The sequence below is a fragment of the Psychrobacter sp. WY6 genome, assembly GCF_018448495.1.
Lineage (GTDB): Bacteria > Pseudomonadota > Gammaproteobacteria > Pseudomonadales > Moraxellaceae > Psychrobacter.
The window spans coordinates 2,249,988-2,267,236 of record NZ_CP049902.1; the positions used below are offsets into that span (position 1 = coordinate 2,249,988).

General features: G+C 43.9%; 11 protein-coding genes and 6 pseudogenes. 9 read left to right on the top strand and 8 right to left on the bottom strand.

The features are described from left to right. Positions 1-7: 7 nt before the first annotated feature. The 3 genes and pseudogenes from G7Y90_RS11195 to maiA form a co-directional block, all read right to left on the bottom strand. Complete coding sequence (locus G7Y90_RS11195) at positions 8-664, bottom strand: acyl-CoA dehydrogenase family protein (protein WP_250162399.1); 657 nt, start codon at positions 662-664, stop codon at positions 8-10. Beyond that, entirely contained in the window at positions 661-1,212 is a 552-nt protein-coding gene (locus tag G7Y90_RS11200; protein WP_250162400.1) for an acyl-CoA dehydrogenase family protein, read from the bottom strand. Before G7Y90_RS11200 ends, G7Y90_RS11195 begins: the two co-directional genes overlap by 4 nt. Positions 1,213-1,745: 533 nt before the next feature. Continuing rightward, a pseudogene (maiA, locus tag G7Y90_RS11205) lies at positions 1,746-2,391 on the bottom strand (maleylacetoacetate isomerase). Positions 2,392-2,533: 142 nt separating this feature from the next. Between maiA and G7Y90_RS11210 the strand changes: the two are divergent. Then, complete coding sequence (locus G7Y90_RS11210) at positions 2,534-3,421, top strand: IclR family transcriptional regulator (RefSeq protein ID WP_227675979.1); 888 nt, start codon at positions 2,534-2,536, stop codon at positions 3,419-3,421. Between the two features lie 95 nt (positions 3,422-3,516). Here G7Y90_RS11210 and G7Y90_RS11215 read toward each other — a convergent pair. The 5 genes and pseudogenes from G7Y90_RS11215 to G7Y90_RS11235 form a co-directional block, all read right to left on the bottom strand. Further along, positions 3,517-4,567 (bottom strand): annotated as a pseudogene (locus G7Y90_RS11215) (TRAP transporter substrate-binding protein). Positions 4,568-4,713: 146 nt separating this feature from the next. Next, positions 4,714-5,288 (bottom strand): annotated as a pseudogene (locus G7Y90_RS11220) (VOC family protein). A 113-nt stretch (positions 5,289-5,401) separates the two neighbouring features. After that, entirely contained in the window at positions 5,402-6,703 is a 1,302-nt protein-coding gene (gene fahA / locus G7Y90_RS11225; RefSeq protein ID WP_413786821.1) for a fumarylacetoacetase, read from the bottom strand. A gap of 252 nt (positions 6,704-6,955) precedes the next feature. Continuing rightward, positions 6,956-8,152, bottom strand: coding sequence for an amino acid aminotransferase (locus G7Y90_RS11230; protein ID WP_055124082.1), 1,197 nt, complete (start codon positions 8,150-8,152; stop codon positions 6,956-6,958). Between the two features lie 163 nt (positions 8,153-8,315). Continuing rightward, positions 8,316-9,242, bottom strand: a complete 927-nt coding sequence (locus tag G7Y90_RS11235; RefSeq protein WP_250162401.1) for a LysR family transcriptional regulator — start codon at positions 9,240-9,242, stop codon at positions 8,316-8,318. A gap of 143 nt (positions 9,243-9,385) precedes the next feature. On the opposite strand from G7Y90_RS11235, the pseudogene hppD reads away from it, so the two are divergent. The 8 genes and pseudogenes from hppD (at position 9,386) to G7Y90_RS18505 (ending at position 17,097) form a co-directional block, all read left to right on the top strand. Continuing rightward, positions 9,386-10,485: pseudogene (hppD, locus tag G7Y90_RS11240) on the top strand (4-hydroxyphenylpyruvate dioxygenase). Between the two features lie 381 nt (positions 10,486-10,866). After that, positions 10,867-11,621: pseudogene (gene phhA, locus G7Y90_RS11245) on the top strand (phenylalanine 4-monooxygenase). Between the two features lie 125 nt (positions 11,622-11,746). After that, entirely contained in the window at positions 11,747-12,088 is a 342-nt protein-coding gene (locus tag G7Y90_RS11250) for a 4a-hydroxytetrahydrobiopterin dehydratase (protein ID WP_201560213.1), read from the top strand. Between the two features lie 92 nt (positions 12,089-12,180). After that, positions 12,181-13,566: pseudogene (locus G7Y90_RS11255) on the top strand (Na+/H+ antiporter NhaC family protein). 622 nt (positions 13,567-14,188) lie between these two features. Next, on the top strand, positions 14,189-14,953 hold the full coding sequence (locus G7Y90_RS11260) for an ABC transporter ATP-binding protein (protein ID WP_201560285.1): 765 nt from the start codon (positions 14,189-14,191) through the stop codon (positions 14,951-14,953). 259 nt (positions 14,954-15,212) lie between these two features. After that, the gene (locus G7Y90_RS11265; RefSeq protein WP_227675980.1) at positions 15,213-16,124 is read left to right on the top strand and encodes an ABC transporter substrate-binding protein; all 912 of its coding nucleotides are present in this window, start codon (positions 15,213-15,215) and stop codon (positions 16,122-16,124) included. After that, entirely contained in the window at positions 16,121-16,930 is an 810-nt protein-coding gene (locus G7Y90_RS11270) for an iron chelate uptake ABC transporter family permease subunit (RefSeq protein WP_349773338.1), read from the top strand. Before G7Y90_RS11265 ends, G7Y90_RS11270 begins: the two co-directional genes overlap by 4 nt. Further along, positions 16,924-17,097, top strand: coding sequence for an iron chelate uptake ABC transporter family permease subunit (locus tag G7Y90_RS18505; protein ID WP_349773339.1), 174 nt, complete (start codon positions 16,924-16,926; stop codon positions 17,095-17,097). Before G7Y90_RS11270 ends, G7Y90_RS18505 begins: the two co-directional genes overlap by 7 nt. Positions 17,098-17,249 lie beyond the last annotated feature (152 nt).

The following is a 17,249-nucleotide window of genomic DNA, read 5'->3' on the forward strand; positions in this document are numbered from 1 at the left end:
CCTCATTCTATGAGGGCTTATTTATTTTTATAAAAGCAATTCTATACTCTGAACATGCTGCATTTGGGGTCAATCCGACATAAGCCATGCCAGCTTGCTCCATCCAATGTGGCTGCACGATACCATGTTGTAAAATAGCATGAATGTCTCGATGCGCTCTTTCTATTCTATGTTTTTTATATAGCGAGACCGTACCAGCGACCGCATAAATTTCCGATACCATGGCTCTGGCTTCTCTCGCTGCTTCACAGGCTGCTGCCCACACATCAGCCATGTGTATCGGTAAAGGTGTCTGTTGCTGTGCTTCGTTCCATAATACCTCGACACTATTGTGTAACTGTGCGCGCTTAGACGCTAATAAGGTTTTGCTTTTAGCGATAGTCGCTTGTACTGCACGATCACGCAAATCTGGGCTTCTACCGGGCGTTACTTTCTTAAGGCAAATTTCGATTAACTCATCTGTCGCCGCTTTTAAGACACCCAGTGCCATCGCTGCACAGCCAACGGCATTAATACAACCGATTGGTAGGCGGCTATACGCATTATCGATGGCGACAGGGCTATCAAAATCGACCGCATAACGCTCCTGCACAAACGCGTCTTTGATGACGATGTCGTGACTGCCTGTACCATTTAGTCCACCAACATGCCAAGTATCAATCACTTCCACATCTTTTTTGGAATAAAGAACAGCTTTAAATTTGCACCCGGTCCAAGGGTCGTAGGCGAGCCTTCGGATATTACCAAGCAGCGCAGCACAAACCAGTCTGCCAATTCACAACCTGATACTAATGTCCATTGACCTGAGACCGTATATCCTTCAGCGGTTTGTTTAGCAATCCCTTCAGGGCGTGCAGAGTTGGCATAGACATGAGAGGGGTCACTGTATATCTCTTTCATACTAGGCTCGTCTAAAAATCGTCCAAATGTGCAGGCCAAATGGTTGTTCCAAACGATCCAAGCAACTGAGGCTTCAGCACTGGCTAGCGTCTCATAAACCTTAACGTTTCCACAGGATTGCCTGCCATCCTCCCAACGATTTTGGCAGTCCCATCCTAAATAACGACAACTCTGACAGTTTTTTGACACTGTCGGTGCAATTTTTCTACAGGTTTCTGTTTCTTCTCTAGCCGATAGGGCTAAATCATAAATATCTTGAGCGGCATGGGATGGTAGAGCGTCTTTGTTATTTGATAGATGTGTATAACTCATAATATCCAACCTTATTTTAATGTATAAAACAGTATGTTATCTAAAATTAATTCTAAATTTGAGATATAACAACGCCTATACCAAGAATAGCCAACAGTGACTGCTATACAACCAATAATTTGCATATATGAAATATTATATTGAGATGAAAAGTAGAAGTGATGATTCGATGAAATATTAAATACTATGTTTGGCTTAAGAGTATCAATGCTTTGCCTGTTTTCAGGCAGTCATTCGCTTTGATTGTTTGTCTGAGCCCTGAGCCCAGAAATTATAAGGGCGTTTGTTATTTAATTCTCTAATCATTTAATTTTCTAGGCATGTCTCATTTAAAATGGTAATAAAAATGAGATAAATTGCCGTCAAACAAGGAAAATAGCGCAGATAATATCAGGATATTAACCAGCTATTTGACGATGTTTGGCAAGATTTAGCCATTTTTAGCCCATTTAGAGGATACTCGATTGAATTGAGGACACGCCCTAGTCATTTAATAGCAAAACACCCTTACTGAAAGCACCCTGTTTGAGTATTTATTGAGACTTGGGCGCATCAGGCTGCATGCTAGGATCAGCGTCAGCAAAGGCTTTGAGCGTACGGCAATGCGTGTCAATTTCGACGATATTGGGATAAGCACTTAAATCCACGTTAAAACGTCGCGCCGAAGAGACCTGAGGAATCAAATAGCAATCTGCAAAAGTAGAGCTGTCACCGTAGCAAAATTTTCCACGGCTTTTGTTTTGCTAGTATTTTTTCTAACGCCGCAAATCCCTCACTCATCCAACGGTTGCACCACGCCATGACTTTTTCTTCGTCTACCGCCAGCTCATTGCGTAGATATTGTAAGATACGGCGGTTATTAATGGGATGAATATCACAACCAATCATAGCGCTAATGGCTCGTACTTGCATCCGTCCAGCCGCGTCTTTAGGCAATAGCGGGTTTTCTGAATGAACTTCTTCTAACCATTCTAAGATGGCAGGGCTTTGATATAGTAATAAATCATCGGTCTGTAAAACAGGCACCAATCCTTGTGGATTGAGTGATTTAAACGCATCTGCTAACTGCTCATCTTTTGCTAAATTGACCGAAATATAGTCATAGTCTAAGCCTTTGAGATTCATCGCGATACGAGTACGATACGAGGTGCTGCTGCGAAAGTAGCCATAAAGTGTCATCATTGTGAATTCCTTTTATTATGGTAGGTTGTGAATGAGATAAGCGGTTATAATTAATGGTACGAAATGTATCTTATACAATTAAAAAACTCTTATGACGTTACCTCTTCATTTCAGTTTTTCATGAATATGTTAGATTAATATGCCAAGTAAATTACTCATTGAGCAAAACATGCCAGCAGCTGAAAGCCCTTTAGAAAATCCCGTGACAACCAATAAAAGTCAAAGTGGCGTCCAGTCACTGGAGATTGGATTGTCGGTGGTAGACGTTCTTATCGATCATAACGAGCCGATGATGCTAAAAGATATTGCGCAAGTGATGCAAATGCATCCAGCAAAGTGTCACCGCTATTTGGTCAGCCTCATACGTAAAAACTATGCGCGTAAGCTTGATGATGGTCGCTACGGGCTAGGCGATAGGGTTAACACATTGGCAGCATTGGGGCACTCTGGATTTAGTCAAAACAATATTTTAGAGCGGCTGACGCACATCGCTAATGAAATCAAAGACACCCTGAATTGCGGTGTGCAGATTGCCAAATGGTTTAGCGAAGGTCCTATTATTATTCAGTCCGTTGAACCAGATAGCCCGATTAGTATTATCACTCGTATCGGTTCACGTATGCCGCTGACGACATCGGCGACGGGGCAATTATTTGCCAGTTATCAGCCAGATGCCGTCATTCAGCCATTGGTCACAGCTGAATGGCAGACAGACAATGAAGCAATAATCACAGAAAAATGGCAGAATTTCAGTCACTTGCAAGCCAAGATTCGTACCCAAGGCTATGCGACAGTGACGGGTGATATGCTCATGGGGATTAATGCCATTACGATTCCTGTCATATTGCCGCCGTTTGTTAATAGCGCTGTTAATCTATCTGCTGTTAGTGGCAAAACTGCTAGCAAAGGACTACCACTAGAGTACGCCATCACTATCATCGGAACGACAGAGCAATTGCCTATGAGTGAGCAACACAACGTGGTTGAGCAAATTCTAGCAATCGCGCAGCGTTATCAAATTGCGTAGCTGGTTTTTTTACTATATAAGTTTTAATCATATAAACTGACCGACTATCGCGTAAAGGAATTTTTGTCCGAATATCGTTTAATGATATTCATCCTTTAGACCATACAGGCGCTACTGGCAGCTTTTGCTTTTTCGTACACGTTGTCAGCGTCTAGACCAGTGGCATTGACTTCATCTAGATAGTGCTGTGAGCCTTCCATTAATGGACCTTTCCAGTCTGGGTCATTGAGTGGGTCAGGGATATCGATCATGATATCGCCTTTTTCTTTGGCTGCGGCCATTGCTTTGGCGTTACTGACGTCAAATACTTTGGAGACACGTGCTGCCATCTCCGCCCCTGAATTGTCATCAATTACTTTCTTGAGATCATCAGGTAAGTTGTTGTATTTCTCTTTATTCATACTGATAACAAAAGTAGAGTTATAAAAAGGAATGTTGGTGTGCGTATTGATTAACTCATCAAGACGAAATGCTTGAATGGGCTGCCAAGTAAAGCTAAGTCCGTCAATGACACCGCGTTGAAGGGATATAAGTATCACTGGCAGGCATGCCAACAGGCGCCGCGCCAGTCGCTTCGATAATGTGACTGGCAACCGCAGAAGGTTGACGAATACGCAAACCTTTCATATCAGCTGGCGTGCGAATAGGCTTATCTACGGTATGCAGCGCACCTTGTCCAGTGCCTATCAGCGCTAGCAGGTGAGTATCTTCGTACTCATTTTTAATGACACTATCATCATACAGTTTATGAAGTATGCAGCTCTGCTGCTGTGCAGTATTGGTGATACCTGGCAGCTCTACAATTTGAGTTAAAGGAAATCGCCCTGCTGTATATCCTTGCGCTTGCATACCAATATCAACGATACCTTTTGCGGTAGCATCATAGGTAGCACCCGGTTTGCTAAGAGTAGCAGAAGGGTAGATCTCAATCTTTAAGCGGCCTTTTGATTCTTCTTCAATTTTCTTTGCCCATGGCTGCAATGCTTCGGTGTTTATGTTGTCATTGGCAGTCATAAAGTGTGAGAATCTTAGAGTAGTCACATCGCCTGTCTCTACATCAGCGTCTACTGCTGGGTCGTTATTAGAGCAACCAGTCATCGCGATCGAAGTCGCTAAGAGTATTCCTAAAGGGGGTTTTATTTTCATCATTGAATCCTTTCATGATGGTTAGATATTGTTCGCTACCTAGGGCGTGTCATCAATTAGTATATTGATGCATTCAATGGTCTTAAAATGATGGCACGCCCTAATTAATCATATAAAAAGAGATAGCAAACACAATAACAGGTCAATCACTCACCGACAGGCGCGACTTCTCTTGCTTCAGCCAGTTCCTCTGCATGTAAAAACTGGGTATGAGCTGGTGCGCGTTTGGTACGTGACCATTCTTCTAACATCTCATACTTCATGGCTTCAGTAATCATCGAGACTTTTTCTTCTGAGGTAATATCATCGTAGGTGAGTTCCATACGATGGCCATTAGGATCAAAGAAATAGATAGAATGGAAGATACCGTGATTGGTCACACCGACCACATCAATACCATTTTTTCTAAATGCTTTTTTGCTGCCATTAAGGCATCACGGTTTTTTACCTTCATGGCTAAGTGTTGCACCCAATTCGGGGTATTCGGATCAAAACCCATTTCAGGCTGATTGGGTACTTCAAAAAACGCCAATACGTTGCCATTACCTGCGTCTAAAAACACATGCATATAAGGATCAAAGGCTTTGGTCGAAGGCACGTGGTCTTCAGCAAATGCAAGGATGAAGTCCATGTTTAGATATTTTTGATACCATTCAACGGTTTCTTTAGCGTCTTTGCAGCGATAGGCCACATGATGGATTTTTTCAATTTTAAAGCTCATATCAAACTCCTTTTGATAGGGAATGCAGTAAGTAATAGGCTGCCAGTACCGATTGACTATAGGTCGATGGTTGCTTGGCAGCTCAAAAACACTGTGCTCACATTTTTTCTAGACTATTTGTCAAAATCAAAGTTAAGCGCGGGCAGTACTTTGCCGCGTACTTCACCAAACCCGACACGAATGCCGTCTTTTTCGCTATAGCCTTTCATGATTACTGTGTCGCCATCTTCAATAAAACTGCGGGTCTCACCGCCTTTTAAAGTGACAGGTTTGGTCGCATTCCAAGCAATCTCTAGCATTGAGCCATAAGAATCTGGCGTTGGTCCTGAAATCGTACCTGAGCCCATCATATCGCCAACTTCCACTTTACAGCCAGTGATAGTGTGGTGGGTGAGCTGCTGCGCCATTGACCAATACATGTGCTTGAAGTTGGTCTCACAAACCACAGTGGCGCTATCTGAGTTTTCAGGCAATAACTCAACTGATAGATGGATGTCGTAGCTATTATTGCTGTCTTTTTCGTTTAGATATGCCAATGGTTTTGGCTCTTGAATCGGGCATGCCGTTTTAAAAGGTACCAACGCATCCATAGTCACAATCCAAGGCGAGACTTCAGAAGCAAAGGTTTTAGCATTAAATGGACCTAAAGGCACGTATTCCCATTTTTGAATGTCACGGGCTGACCAGTCGTTGAGCAAAACCATGCCAAAAATATGCTCAGAAGCATTGTCCACTGCGATTGGTTGACCAATGCTATTACCTTTACCAACTACAAAAGCAGTCTCAAGCTCAAAATCTAAACGCTTGCAGGCTGAGAAAATAGGGCGGTCATCAGCGTTTGGCTTTAATTGACCAGAGGGGCGTATCACCTCAGTGCCACTGACGATGACGGTGCTGGCGCGTCCGTTATAGCCCACTGGCATTTCAGTCCAGTTAGGGAGCAGGGCGTTGTTTGGATCACGAAACATAGTGCCGACGTTGGTGGCGTGCTCTTTAGACGAATAGAAATCGGTAAAGCCTGGTACGTGAACAGGCAGATGCATGGTGACGTCTGCTTGATTAAATAGCGCTTTTTTCTGCAAATCTTGATTATCACGCAAGGCGTCGCTGGCACTAGATAGGAGGGTTTGGATGGTTGTGCGTGCTTGGGTCCAATTGTCTCGACCTGAGTCAATAAAAGCGTTTAGCGTTGCTTGATCAAAATATGGACCACCCTCTAAGCTCAGTAAACCTTCTGCTTCGAGCACAGCCAAATCCAATACGTACTCACCGATAGCCACACCAGCGCGGCGCTTATTATTATCAGCAGCGTCTTTGGCGTCACTAAAAATACCATAAGGCAGGTTATGAATGGAGAAGTCAGAATCAGCGGCGATATCGATAAAGGATATGAGGGTGTTGTCAATCTTTGACATAGGTTGCTCCTTGCTAAAGCATATAATGAATTACGTTATAATTAACTACTTACGCATAATGTAATTTATCAAAGTGGAGATTGCAAGGGTTTTTGTGCAGTGTTTTCTTAAAATAGACGTGATACTAGGGACGTTGATGTCTTTGGTAAAACAAATAGGAAAAACGTAGGACATAAAAAAAGGCTGAGCACTCGCTCAACCTTTTTATGAATCGCTATTACTGACTACCGCACCGTTTTAATGCGTGCTCACTCAGTCTTTCAAGACGTCTGCCATGGCATTGGCCACATAGTCGATGTTGCTGGTGTTCAGTCCAGCCACACACATACGTGAGTTGGAAACCATGTAAATGCCAAACTCGCTTTGTAAGCGTTCGACTTGCTCAGGCGTCAGACCAGTAAAGCTAAACATGCCATTTTGACGGGTAATATAGTCAAAGTTGCGGTTCGGGATTTTGGCTTCTAACACTGATTTTAGCTGTAAACGCATGGCTTTGATACGGTCGCGCATCGCATAAACTTCGCCAACCCATTGCTTATGTAGTGCTTCGTCGTTCATAACGATATCGACCACACGACCACCATGTGATGGCGGGCTTGAGTAAATACGGCGTACGGTAGCATTTAGCTGACCGAAGACGCGCTCTGTCTCGTCAACCGTTGGACAAACAACTGATAGACCACCGACACGCTCACCATATAGCGATAAGTTTTTAGAGAATGAGTTGCTGACAAACAATGGCAAGCCCATATCGACAGCTTTACGAATCGCATAAGCATCGCTGTCCATGTCTTCGCCAAAGCCTTGGTAGGCAATGTCCATAAATGGAATCAATTCGCGCGCTTGAATGACGTTCAGCACGGTATCCCATTGCTCACGGGTCAAATCTAGACCTGTTGGATTGTGGCAACAAGGATGCAGCAAGATCACATCATTTTTGTTCAACGTCTCAAAAAACGCAATCATTTCATCGAATTTGATGCTGCTGTTGGCTTTATCGTAGTACGGGTATTTACCCACTTCGACATCAGAGCCTTCAAAAATGGCAATGTGGTTGCCCCATGTCGGGTCACTCACATAGCATTTAGATTGTGGGAACCATTCATGGATGAACTCAGCGCCGACTTTTAACGCGCCAGAACCGCCGATTGTAGCGATAGTAGCGACCAAACCGTCTTTTAAAATCTGCGCGTCTTTACCGAACAGTAGTTCCTGACAGCCTTTACGATGTCCTGGTAAGCCTGCCATCGGCAGATAAGGACGCGGCGCAATAGGATCGGCAATGCGTTCTTCGGCTGTTTTTACACAGTCAAGTACAGGCAATACACCATTTTCATCATAATAAATACCAATGCCTAAATTGACCTTTTTAGGATTGTTATCTGCTGTATATTTTTCCATCAGCCCTAAAATTGGATCACCAGCGTAATAGTCGATACGTTCAAACATGTTGTTTCCTTATGAAATATAAATCAAGCCGCCAAAAATCATAGAGCAAATTGACGGTTAACTCAATATGAGATTCAATTATCTTGCATAATTAAAAATAGTTGGTTGCAACCATTGTGTTTCAAGGCTTTTTAAGCACCGATCATGTCTGTATCAGCGATACTTAAGTATGCTGTAAGTCATTAAAATGACTGGAAAAATAGCTCTGCAAGAAGTCTTTGAAAGCAATGGTAGCAGGCGATAACGCACGAGAAGAACGCTGATAGATAAAAAACTGCCGCATTTTAACGGGTTGTGCCAGCGGCCTCATTTGTAAGCCATTGGCGCTAACCCAGTCGATGACTTCGGGCATATAGGGCAAACATAAGGTAATACCGAAGCCTTGACGGGTCATTTCAAGCGCGGTAGACATAAAATTCACTTTATACCGTGCCTGTTGGATATGACTGGCGATACGGTCATCCAACTCGGCTGTCACTTGTTCAATGAAAGGGCCTTGCAGCGTGATGAGCGGAATGTCTAATAAATCCTGCCACATTTCATGTTTTTGTGCCAGCGCATGGTTGTCAGGCATCACCACACAAAATGGCAGCTGATATAACAAATCAGCATTGATATCGTCCTCAGCCTCCATAAATCCAAGCTCAGTACCGACACCCAAATCTACTTCAATGTCCTGAATATGTCTGAGTAAGTTTTCTGCCGAACAATCTAATAGCGACACGCTAATCTCGGGGTGTTGTTTGGAAAACTGGGCGATGACTGCTGGCATCGAAGAGGCTGCAAACTGCGAAACAGCGAGTCGTACTTGACCTTGCGCCAAGCTTGTTAAACTGCTCGCCTCATTTTCAAACAGCTGCATCTCATTCAAGATACGCCGTGCTTGTGGCAATAAATGCCGTCCTACTACCGACAAAGACAGCTGGCGGGTAGTACGGTCGAACAGCACAATACCGAGGCTGGACTCTAGCTCTTTAATCAAGCCGCTAACGGCAGATTGGGTCAAATGCATCTGATCGCTGGCACGGGTAAAACTGCCATTGTCAGCGACTTGGATAAAAGCGGTTAATTGGCGAATGCTGATATTCATAAGTAAACCTGAAATAAATCATAAAAAACAATTAGTCTTATAAATAAACCTAATCTAATATAAATACATCGTCAATAAGAATTATTGATTGAAGACATTTTTTATCGCATTTTTACCACCAATTGAAATTAAGGATGATTACAATGGCAGATTTATTTGACAACCCAATGAGCCTGAATGGGTTTGATTTTGTTGAATTCGCCTCGCCTCAACCGGATGCGGTCGACGCATTGTTCAAACAGCTTGGCTTTGCCCATGTCGCCAATCATCGCTCAAAAGATGTGGCGCTATACCGTCAAGGTGATATCAATCTTATTCTAAATCGTGAACCAAAAAGCGAAGCCAGCTATTTCGTTGAAGAGCATGGTGCTGGCGCTTGTAGCATGGGTTTTCGTGTGCAGAATTCCAAAAAAGCTTATGAGCGTGCCATCGAAATGGGCGCGCAGCCAGTAGACGTACCCACTGGTGTGATGGAGCTGCGCCTGCCTGCTATCAAGGGTATCGGTGGCTCACTGATTTATCTCATCGATCGTTATAAAGATGGTGAGTCTATTTATGACGTCGATTTCGAGTTTTTTGCTGATGTAGACCGTCGTCCTGTCGGGCATGGTTTTAAAGTCATCGACCATTTAACCCATAACGTTTACCGTGGTCGCATGGCTTATTGGGCAAACTTTTATGAGCGCATCTTTAACTTCCGCGAAATCCGCTTTTTGACATCAAAGGTGAATATACGGGTTTGACCAGTAAAGCCATGACAGCGCCTGATGGCAAAATCCGTATTCCATTGAACGAAGAGTCAAAGCAGGGCGGCGGTCAAATTGAAGAATACTTGATGCATTTCAACGGTGAAGGTATTCAGCATATTGCTTTGGCCAGCGATGATTTGTTTGCCAGCATCGATAAATTAAAAGCAGCGGGTATCCCGCTCATGACTGCTCCAACCGCAACTTACTATGAAATGCTGAGTGAGCGTCTACCAAATCATGGCGAAAATGTCTCTGAGCTACAGATGCGCGGTATCTTGTTAGATGGCACCACTGAAGGCGGCGCACCGCGTCTGCTACTACAAATTTTCTCTGAAACTATCTTAGGTAGCCCTGTATTCTTCGAGTTTATCCAGCGTAAAGGTGATTACGAAGATGGCTTTGGCGAAGGTAATTTCAAAGCCCTATTTGAATCCATCGAGCGCGATCAAGTCCGTCGTGGCACGGTTGGTCAGCCAGAAACTGAAACACCGTAAGCGCCTCTACAGGGAAAAATCCATAAAATAAACGGGCAGGGCAAAAGAAGTTTGTCTTGTCCCTAATAACCACTGCGCTCTGTAATACCATGTGTTCAATGCGATGACTGAGCTATGGTTCAGTCATGATTGAAAACGAATAGCAAAAATTCAGAGCGCTAATGGCAATAAAAGGAATACAGGCATGGAACGCCTACCACATACGAATTCTGTTAATAAAGCTATCGGTGCCAACAGCGTTGCTTGCAAAACGCTAGGCACTGATGCCAGTCACGATGATTCTGCTTATAAAAAGCAGGATTCTATGCCTAAAAACAACCTTACGTGTCGCATCAGCCAGATAGCCATGGTCATATTCACTATAGTGATGATGAAAATGGTATGTGGCAGGCATTGCTTGAGCGTCAAGCCGAGCAAATACCTAACCGTGCCTGCCCAGCCTATCTAGACGGTTTAAAAAAGCTGAATTTGCCCGCTACGCGTATTCCGCAATTGCATGATATCGATGAGGTATTGCAAGCCACGACTGGCTGGCAAACTGCCGCTGTCCCTGCATTAATCAGTTTTGGTAAGTTTTTTAAATTGCTTGCCAATAAATCCTTTCCGGTGGCAACTTTTATCCGTCGATTTGATGATATGGACTATATCGAAGAGCCCGATATTTTTCATGAAATCGTTGGACATTGTCCGCTTTGACCCATCCTGCCTTTGCGACGTTCAATGAAACTTATGGCAAGTTGGGTCTTAATGCCACTAAAGAAGAACGGTGGTTTTTGGCACGGCTCTATTGGTTTACCATCGAGTTTGGTTTGGTTGGAAAGACACAAGATAACCGTAGAATCTATGGCGGAGGCATCCTAAGCTCACCGTCTGAGACGGTTTATGCACTCAATGCTGGTTCTGAGCAGCAAGCAGAACCTCAGCATCAACCGCAAAATCAACCAGAGCACCGAGCGTTTGACTTGCTTGATGTGTTGCGTACCCCTTATCGTATCGATCATATCCAGCCGATTTATTATGTCATTGATGATTTGGATACATTATTTGATATCGTCAATAGCGATGTCATGGGAATGGTCAAACAAGCCATGTCGCTAGGATTGTTCGAGCCTAGTTATGCGGTAAAAAACGCCTAATGCATGGTTAAGACAAACGGCATCATTTGAATGACGTAGCCGTAAATGACAGCGTCAACATGGACGTAACTGTATTAAACATAACAGTATTAAAAAATGAATAGTTAACATAAAAGGACATTATAATGACGACATTATCACAAGCCAGCTGTGAGGCCTGCCGCATTGGCGCGCCAACGGTCAGCGACATCGAAACACAAGAGCTATTACAGCAAATTCCAGATTGGTCATTGATCGAGGTTGATGGCATCAAGCAATTACAACGTCAATATAAATTCAAAAACTTCGTCAAGGCGATGGAGTTTGCCAACCAATTAGCTGAAATCGCCGAAGTAGAAGGGCATCATCCTGGCATATTGGTAGAGTGGGGCAAGGTGACGGTTACGTGGTGGTCACACAGCATTAAAGGTCTGCATCGCAATGATTTTGTCATGGCAGCTAAGACCGATAGTCTGCTGGATCAATAATGAGGGTAGCAATCGCTATTGCAACTCATTAAACTTGTCCGACTCAAAGCCAACCCTAACGCCAGATTTGACTGGCAAGCTAAGGATGTGTGATGCCTCCAAAAATATTAACCCAAATTTCACCTCAACTGGCATTTATGATTTCTGCCATTGTCATCGCTATTATGGGTGTTACCATGATAGGTTTTGGCTGGGTACCGCATTTATCATTGATACTCGCTATTTGTGTCTTGCTGGGCATTGGTCTGTTTAAAGGCTTGACCTTTGATGACATGCAAGCGCAAATGGCATCGGGTGTCATGCGTGGTATCGGTGCTATCTATCTATTCTTCTTTATTGGTTTGATGGTCGCCGCTTTAATGATGTCTGGTGCTATTCCAACGCTGATGTATTTTGGTTTTCAGTTGATATCGCCAGAGTATTATTACATTTCAGCCTTTGTATTGACCTCCATTATTGGTATTGCCTTGGGCAGTAGTTTGACCACCGCGGCGACATTGGGTTGGCTTTTATTGGTATGAGTAATGCCTTTGATGCCAACGTGGCGATTGCGGCTGGTGCGGTGGTCTCAGGGGCGTTTTTTGGTGATAAAATGTCGCCGTTATCAGACACCTGTACCATTGCTTCATCGGTGGTGGGTATTGATTTGTTTGAGCATATTCGCAATATGATGTATACCACGGTACCAGCGTGGATACTCACGGTCATTATTTTTGGTTTTTTCTGGGCAGACCGCAGGCTCTGACTTGAGTCAAGTAACCGTATTGCAAGGTCAGTTGATTGAAAGTGGCTTGGTACATGGTTATGCGGTATTGCCATTCGTGGTACTGGTTGGGTTGGCGGTTTTTCGTGTCAATGCCATTTATACGATTATCTGTACCATTGTGGCAGCATTGATTATTACTTATTTGCACAGCTCGCCGAGCTTTGGACAATTAGGTGGCTATTTATTTGCAGGCTATGCACCAGCTGAATCGTTAGAGCTGGGTGAAGTCGGTGGTATGCTATCGCGCGGCGGTGTGCAGAGTATGTTCTTCACTCAAGCGATTGTAATATTGGCACTCAGTCTCGGTGGCTTGCTCACAGCATTGGGTATTTTGCCAGCACTGTTATCAGGGATTAAAGACACCTTAACCACATCAGGACGCGCCATATTTGCCGCTGCCATGTCTGCTCTGAGTATTAACGTGCTTATTGGCGAGCAGTATTTGAGTATTTTATTATCTGGTACTGCCTTTCGTCCGACGTTTGAGCGTTTGAATTTACATCCTAAGAATCTGTCTCGTACCATTGAAGATGCAGGTACGGTCATCAATCCTCTAGTGCCTTGGAGTGTGTGCGGCGTGTTTATCAGCCAAGCATTAGGCGTGCCCGTGCTTGATTATCTGCCTTATGCGTTCTTCTGTTATTTATCGCTACTACTAACGATATTGTTTGGTTTTACGGGAATTACCATCAGCCGACTCAAGAGTCAGTGACCCGAAAAACTTTTGTCTTTAAATTCTGCATTAAAACGCTAGGGCTTGTGTCTTCTAAGACAACACAACAAGCCCTAGTTTTTATTTATACCCTTGCAATCATTTGTGACAAGCTGATAGGTGTTGTGTACGATATACCGGGTTTGTAGCTCGCTAAGTTGTGTGGTAGGCGCTGTACAGGGGATTAAAAACGTTTGTTCAAGAAATTGAGCAGACGTTTTTTGTGTCTTTCAATAATACTTGTACAGCCATTGCTTCGGCATAGATAGTCGTTACTGACGTTGGTACTAGATAGCTCTTGGTGGTTAAAGAAATAAAAGCGACTAAAAATCCAATCAGCTTATATCAACTCATCGAAGTGTTCTTTATTGATATGAGTAATGGTTTGTGCGAGTTCAAAAATGATTAAGGTGATAAAGAATTAGGCTTGTATTTGAGGGTTACGTGTCACAGATAAAAGAAAATGGGTCGTATATATACTTACAAGTAACAGCGAACGGAAATAAAAAGAATGGTATTTTAAGTTAATGATAATTGTTTTTATTATCGTTTACGAGTAAAATCAGTTTTTATTGGCTGTCCAATATAAATACAACGATTTAAATTCATGATGAGTACCGATATGTTACGTGCAAACCAATTGACCATCAGTCGCCAAGGAAATACCTTACTAGACAATGTAAGCTGTGAGATTGATAGCAACCAATTGGTCGCTTTGGTTGGACATAATGGTTCAGGAAAATCGACTTTAATCAAAGCGTTGGCAGGCGAGATGATAAGTAGTGGCGGTAGCATCAGCTTGGATGAACGCCGTATCAGTGATTACAGTAGTAAAGAGCTGGCGCGACAAATGGCATATTTGCCACAGCAACTACCAGAAGCCGCTGGGTTTTCAGTACGTGAGCTGGTCATGCTAGGACGTTATCCGCATCAAAAATGGCTGCAAAAGCCCAACCAAATGGACAAAGATAAAGTAATAGAAGCCATGCGCATCACCCAAACAGAGGCGTTCGCTGACCGCATTACGGCCACGCTTTCAGGTGGTGAGCGTGCTCGCGTTTGGCTTGCTATGTGTCTGGCACAAGACACCAGATATTTATTACTTGATGAGCCATTAGCCGCGCTTGATATGCACTATCAGCTTGAAGTTATCCAGCTTATACGTCGTTTGGTGGATGAGCAGGGCTTGAGTGTGGTTATTATTTTGCATGATATTAATTTGGCCGCGCAGTATGCCGATCGAGTTATCGCCTTAAAAAACGGACGTATTTGCCATAACGGTGATATCGGCAGCACCATGCAACCGACAGTATTGCACAAGATTTTTAACGTAGATATGCAGCTGCTTAGTCATCCTATAACGGGGCAGCCAGTCGCCGTTGCCTAGTAGGGCATATCATCAATCTGAACGAAAATGAATAAGTAGGCTAAAAATGGTTAAATTTTTATGACCGTTGTTAAAATGAGGGCATGCCCTAGTATTTGCCTCATCTTTTTCATTTCTTATTTTCTCTTATTCGCGCAAAAGATAGGCCGCCATGTTTCCTGCTCTTTATAAATCTCTGTTCTCTTTAATAGCCATAAAATCTTTCATAAAACCTTGTATAAAAGCTGGCTCAAATCTCACTATCAGTAAATATAAGTGTTTGCCGCTCATAGCAAGCTTAACACTGACCACCGTGCTGACTGCCTGTCACCAACCAATAACGGCACAAAAAGACGCTCAAGTGGGCAATGCAGATAACACTAACATCAATATAGTCTCACCTGATTGGGGCAATGCGGCAACCTTGACCGCTATGGGTTACCCCCCGATAGCGACGGGTGATGTGAGGGTGTGGGACAGATGGGTAGGTACGCCTGAATTGCCAACCTCAATCATTGATTTGGGCATTCGCTATCAGCCTAATGCGGAATTGGTTGCCCAATTGCCTGTCGATTTGGTCGTCGATAACTTTTTTTATGAGCATGCCCGCAACCTCTATGGAGATGTGCCCTCTGAGTCGGTCATGTTCGCCGCTAAAGGTGATACTGCAATTTGGGCAGATTATACTGAGCCGACTCGTCAGTTGGGACAGCTAATTGATGAACCAGCCTTGGCTGAAAGCTATATTACAAAAAGTCAGAAAGATATCAAACTGGCAAGTGAGCGTCTGCAGCAGCGCTATCCAAAAGTAAAGAGATTTGCCGTTGTGCAGTTCGCTGATGCTAATAACATGCGCATGTATGTCAAAAATAGTTTGTTTCAGCCCGTGCTAAGTCAGATGGGCAAAAAGCTGGATGTATTAGGCAAAGGCAATCAATGGGGGTTTGTCCCCATTCGAATGGGAGACTTGGCTCAATTGGATAATGAGACCTGCCTATTAATCATAGACCCGCTGAGTCCGATAACCCGAGCTGAGATTAAAGACAGTTTGGTTTGGCAGCGTCTAGGCTATGGCGATGAGCGCTGCGTGGGTGAGCTGCCGCCCATATGGATTTATGGTGGCATGTCGTCACTGGTCGGTTTGGCAAATAATTTATCAATAGTGACATTAAAAGGTGGGGCAGCATCATGACTATCAATACTGCCGCACAGACTCATCACTCTCATACCAATAATACTACTGATTATGTCAAACCTATGACTTCACTTGCAGCGTCTCAGTCGCCCACATTGAAAACACCATCAGAGCAACACTCCAAGCTTATGCAAAAACCTCCCAATCCAGCACCAAAATTACCTAGGAAACTACCTTCGGTATTTGAGGATACATGGCGCATCTGGGCAGTAATGATTATCCTTGTGGTGTTGTCAGTATGGAGCACGTGGGCATTAATCGCTCAGGAGTGGACACGCCCGATCAGTGATTTGTTTATTCCAAGCTCGCAATTGGATATTATCAGTCTTGCGACGCAGCTGCATATAGTGGCGACCAGTATAGTAGCGCTATTGGCAGGTGGTCTGCTTGGGGTTGTCAGTATTTTGCTACAGCAATTGGTCAAAAACCCATTAGCGTCAGACACCACATTGGGCGTCGGCGTTGGTGCACAATTGGCCATGCTCATTGTGACCTTGTTTTTGCCAAGCTTAGCGATTTATGGCGGACTTTATGTGTCCTTTGTCGGCGCGCTTATTAGTATGGGACTGGTCTTTGCGTTGTCAGCACCTAGTCGTTTTAATCCGCTCATTTTAATATTGGCAGGCTTGGTGGTAAACATTCTACTTGCCGCCGTTGCCAATGTTTTGGTGTTGTTTTTTGCTGAACGTAGTAATGGTATGCTGTCGTGGGCGGCGGGATTTTTGGCACAGAATAGCTGGCATACCAGTACGATGCTAGCGATAACGGCCGTCGTGATGGCGGTTGTCTGTCTACCTTGTTAAAACCATTAACCTTGATGAGTCTCGATGACTCACAAGCCAAGCGCTTGGGCGTGCCGATTATCGGTATCCGTGCATTGGTGGTGCTTATTGTGGCGGTTGTTACCGCTTTGGTGGTTAGCGAAGTTGGTCTAATTGGTTTTATCGGTTGGCGCTGCCAGTCTGGTTAACGTTGAGTTGAGTTGCTTCTATTAGCAAACGTCTGCTTGCAGCCTTTGTCTTAGGGGCACTACTTTTATGGCTGACTAGCAATGTTGCTTTATTACTCGAACCCTACTAAATATGCAAATTCCAGCAGGGGCGATGACGGGTATTCTCGGTG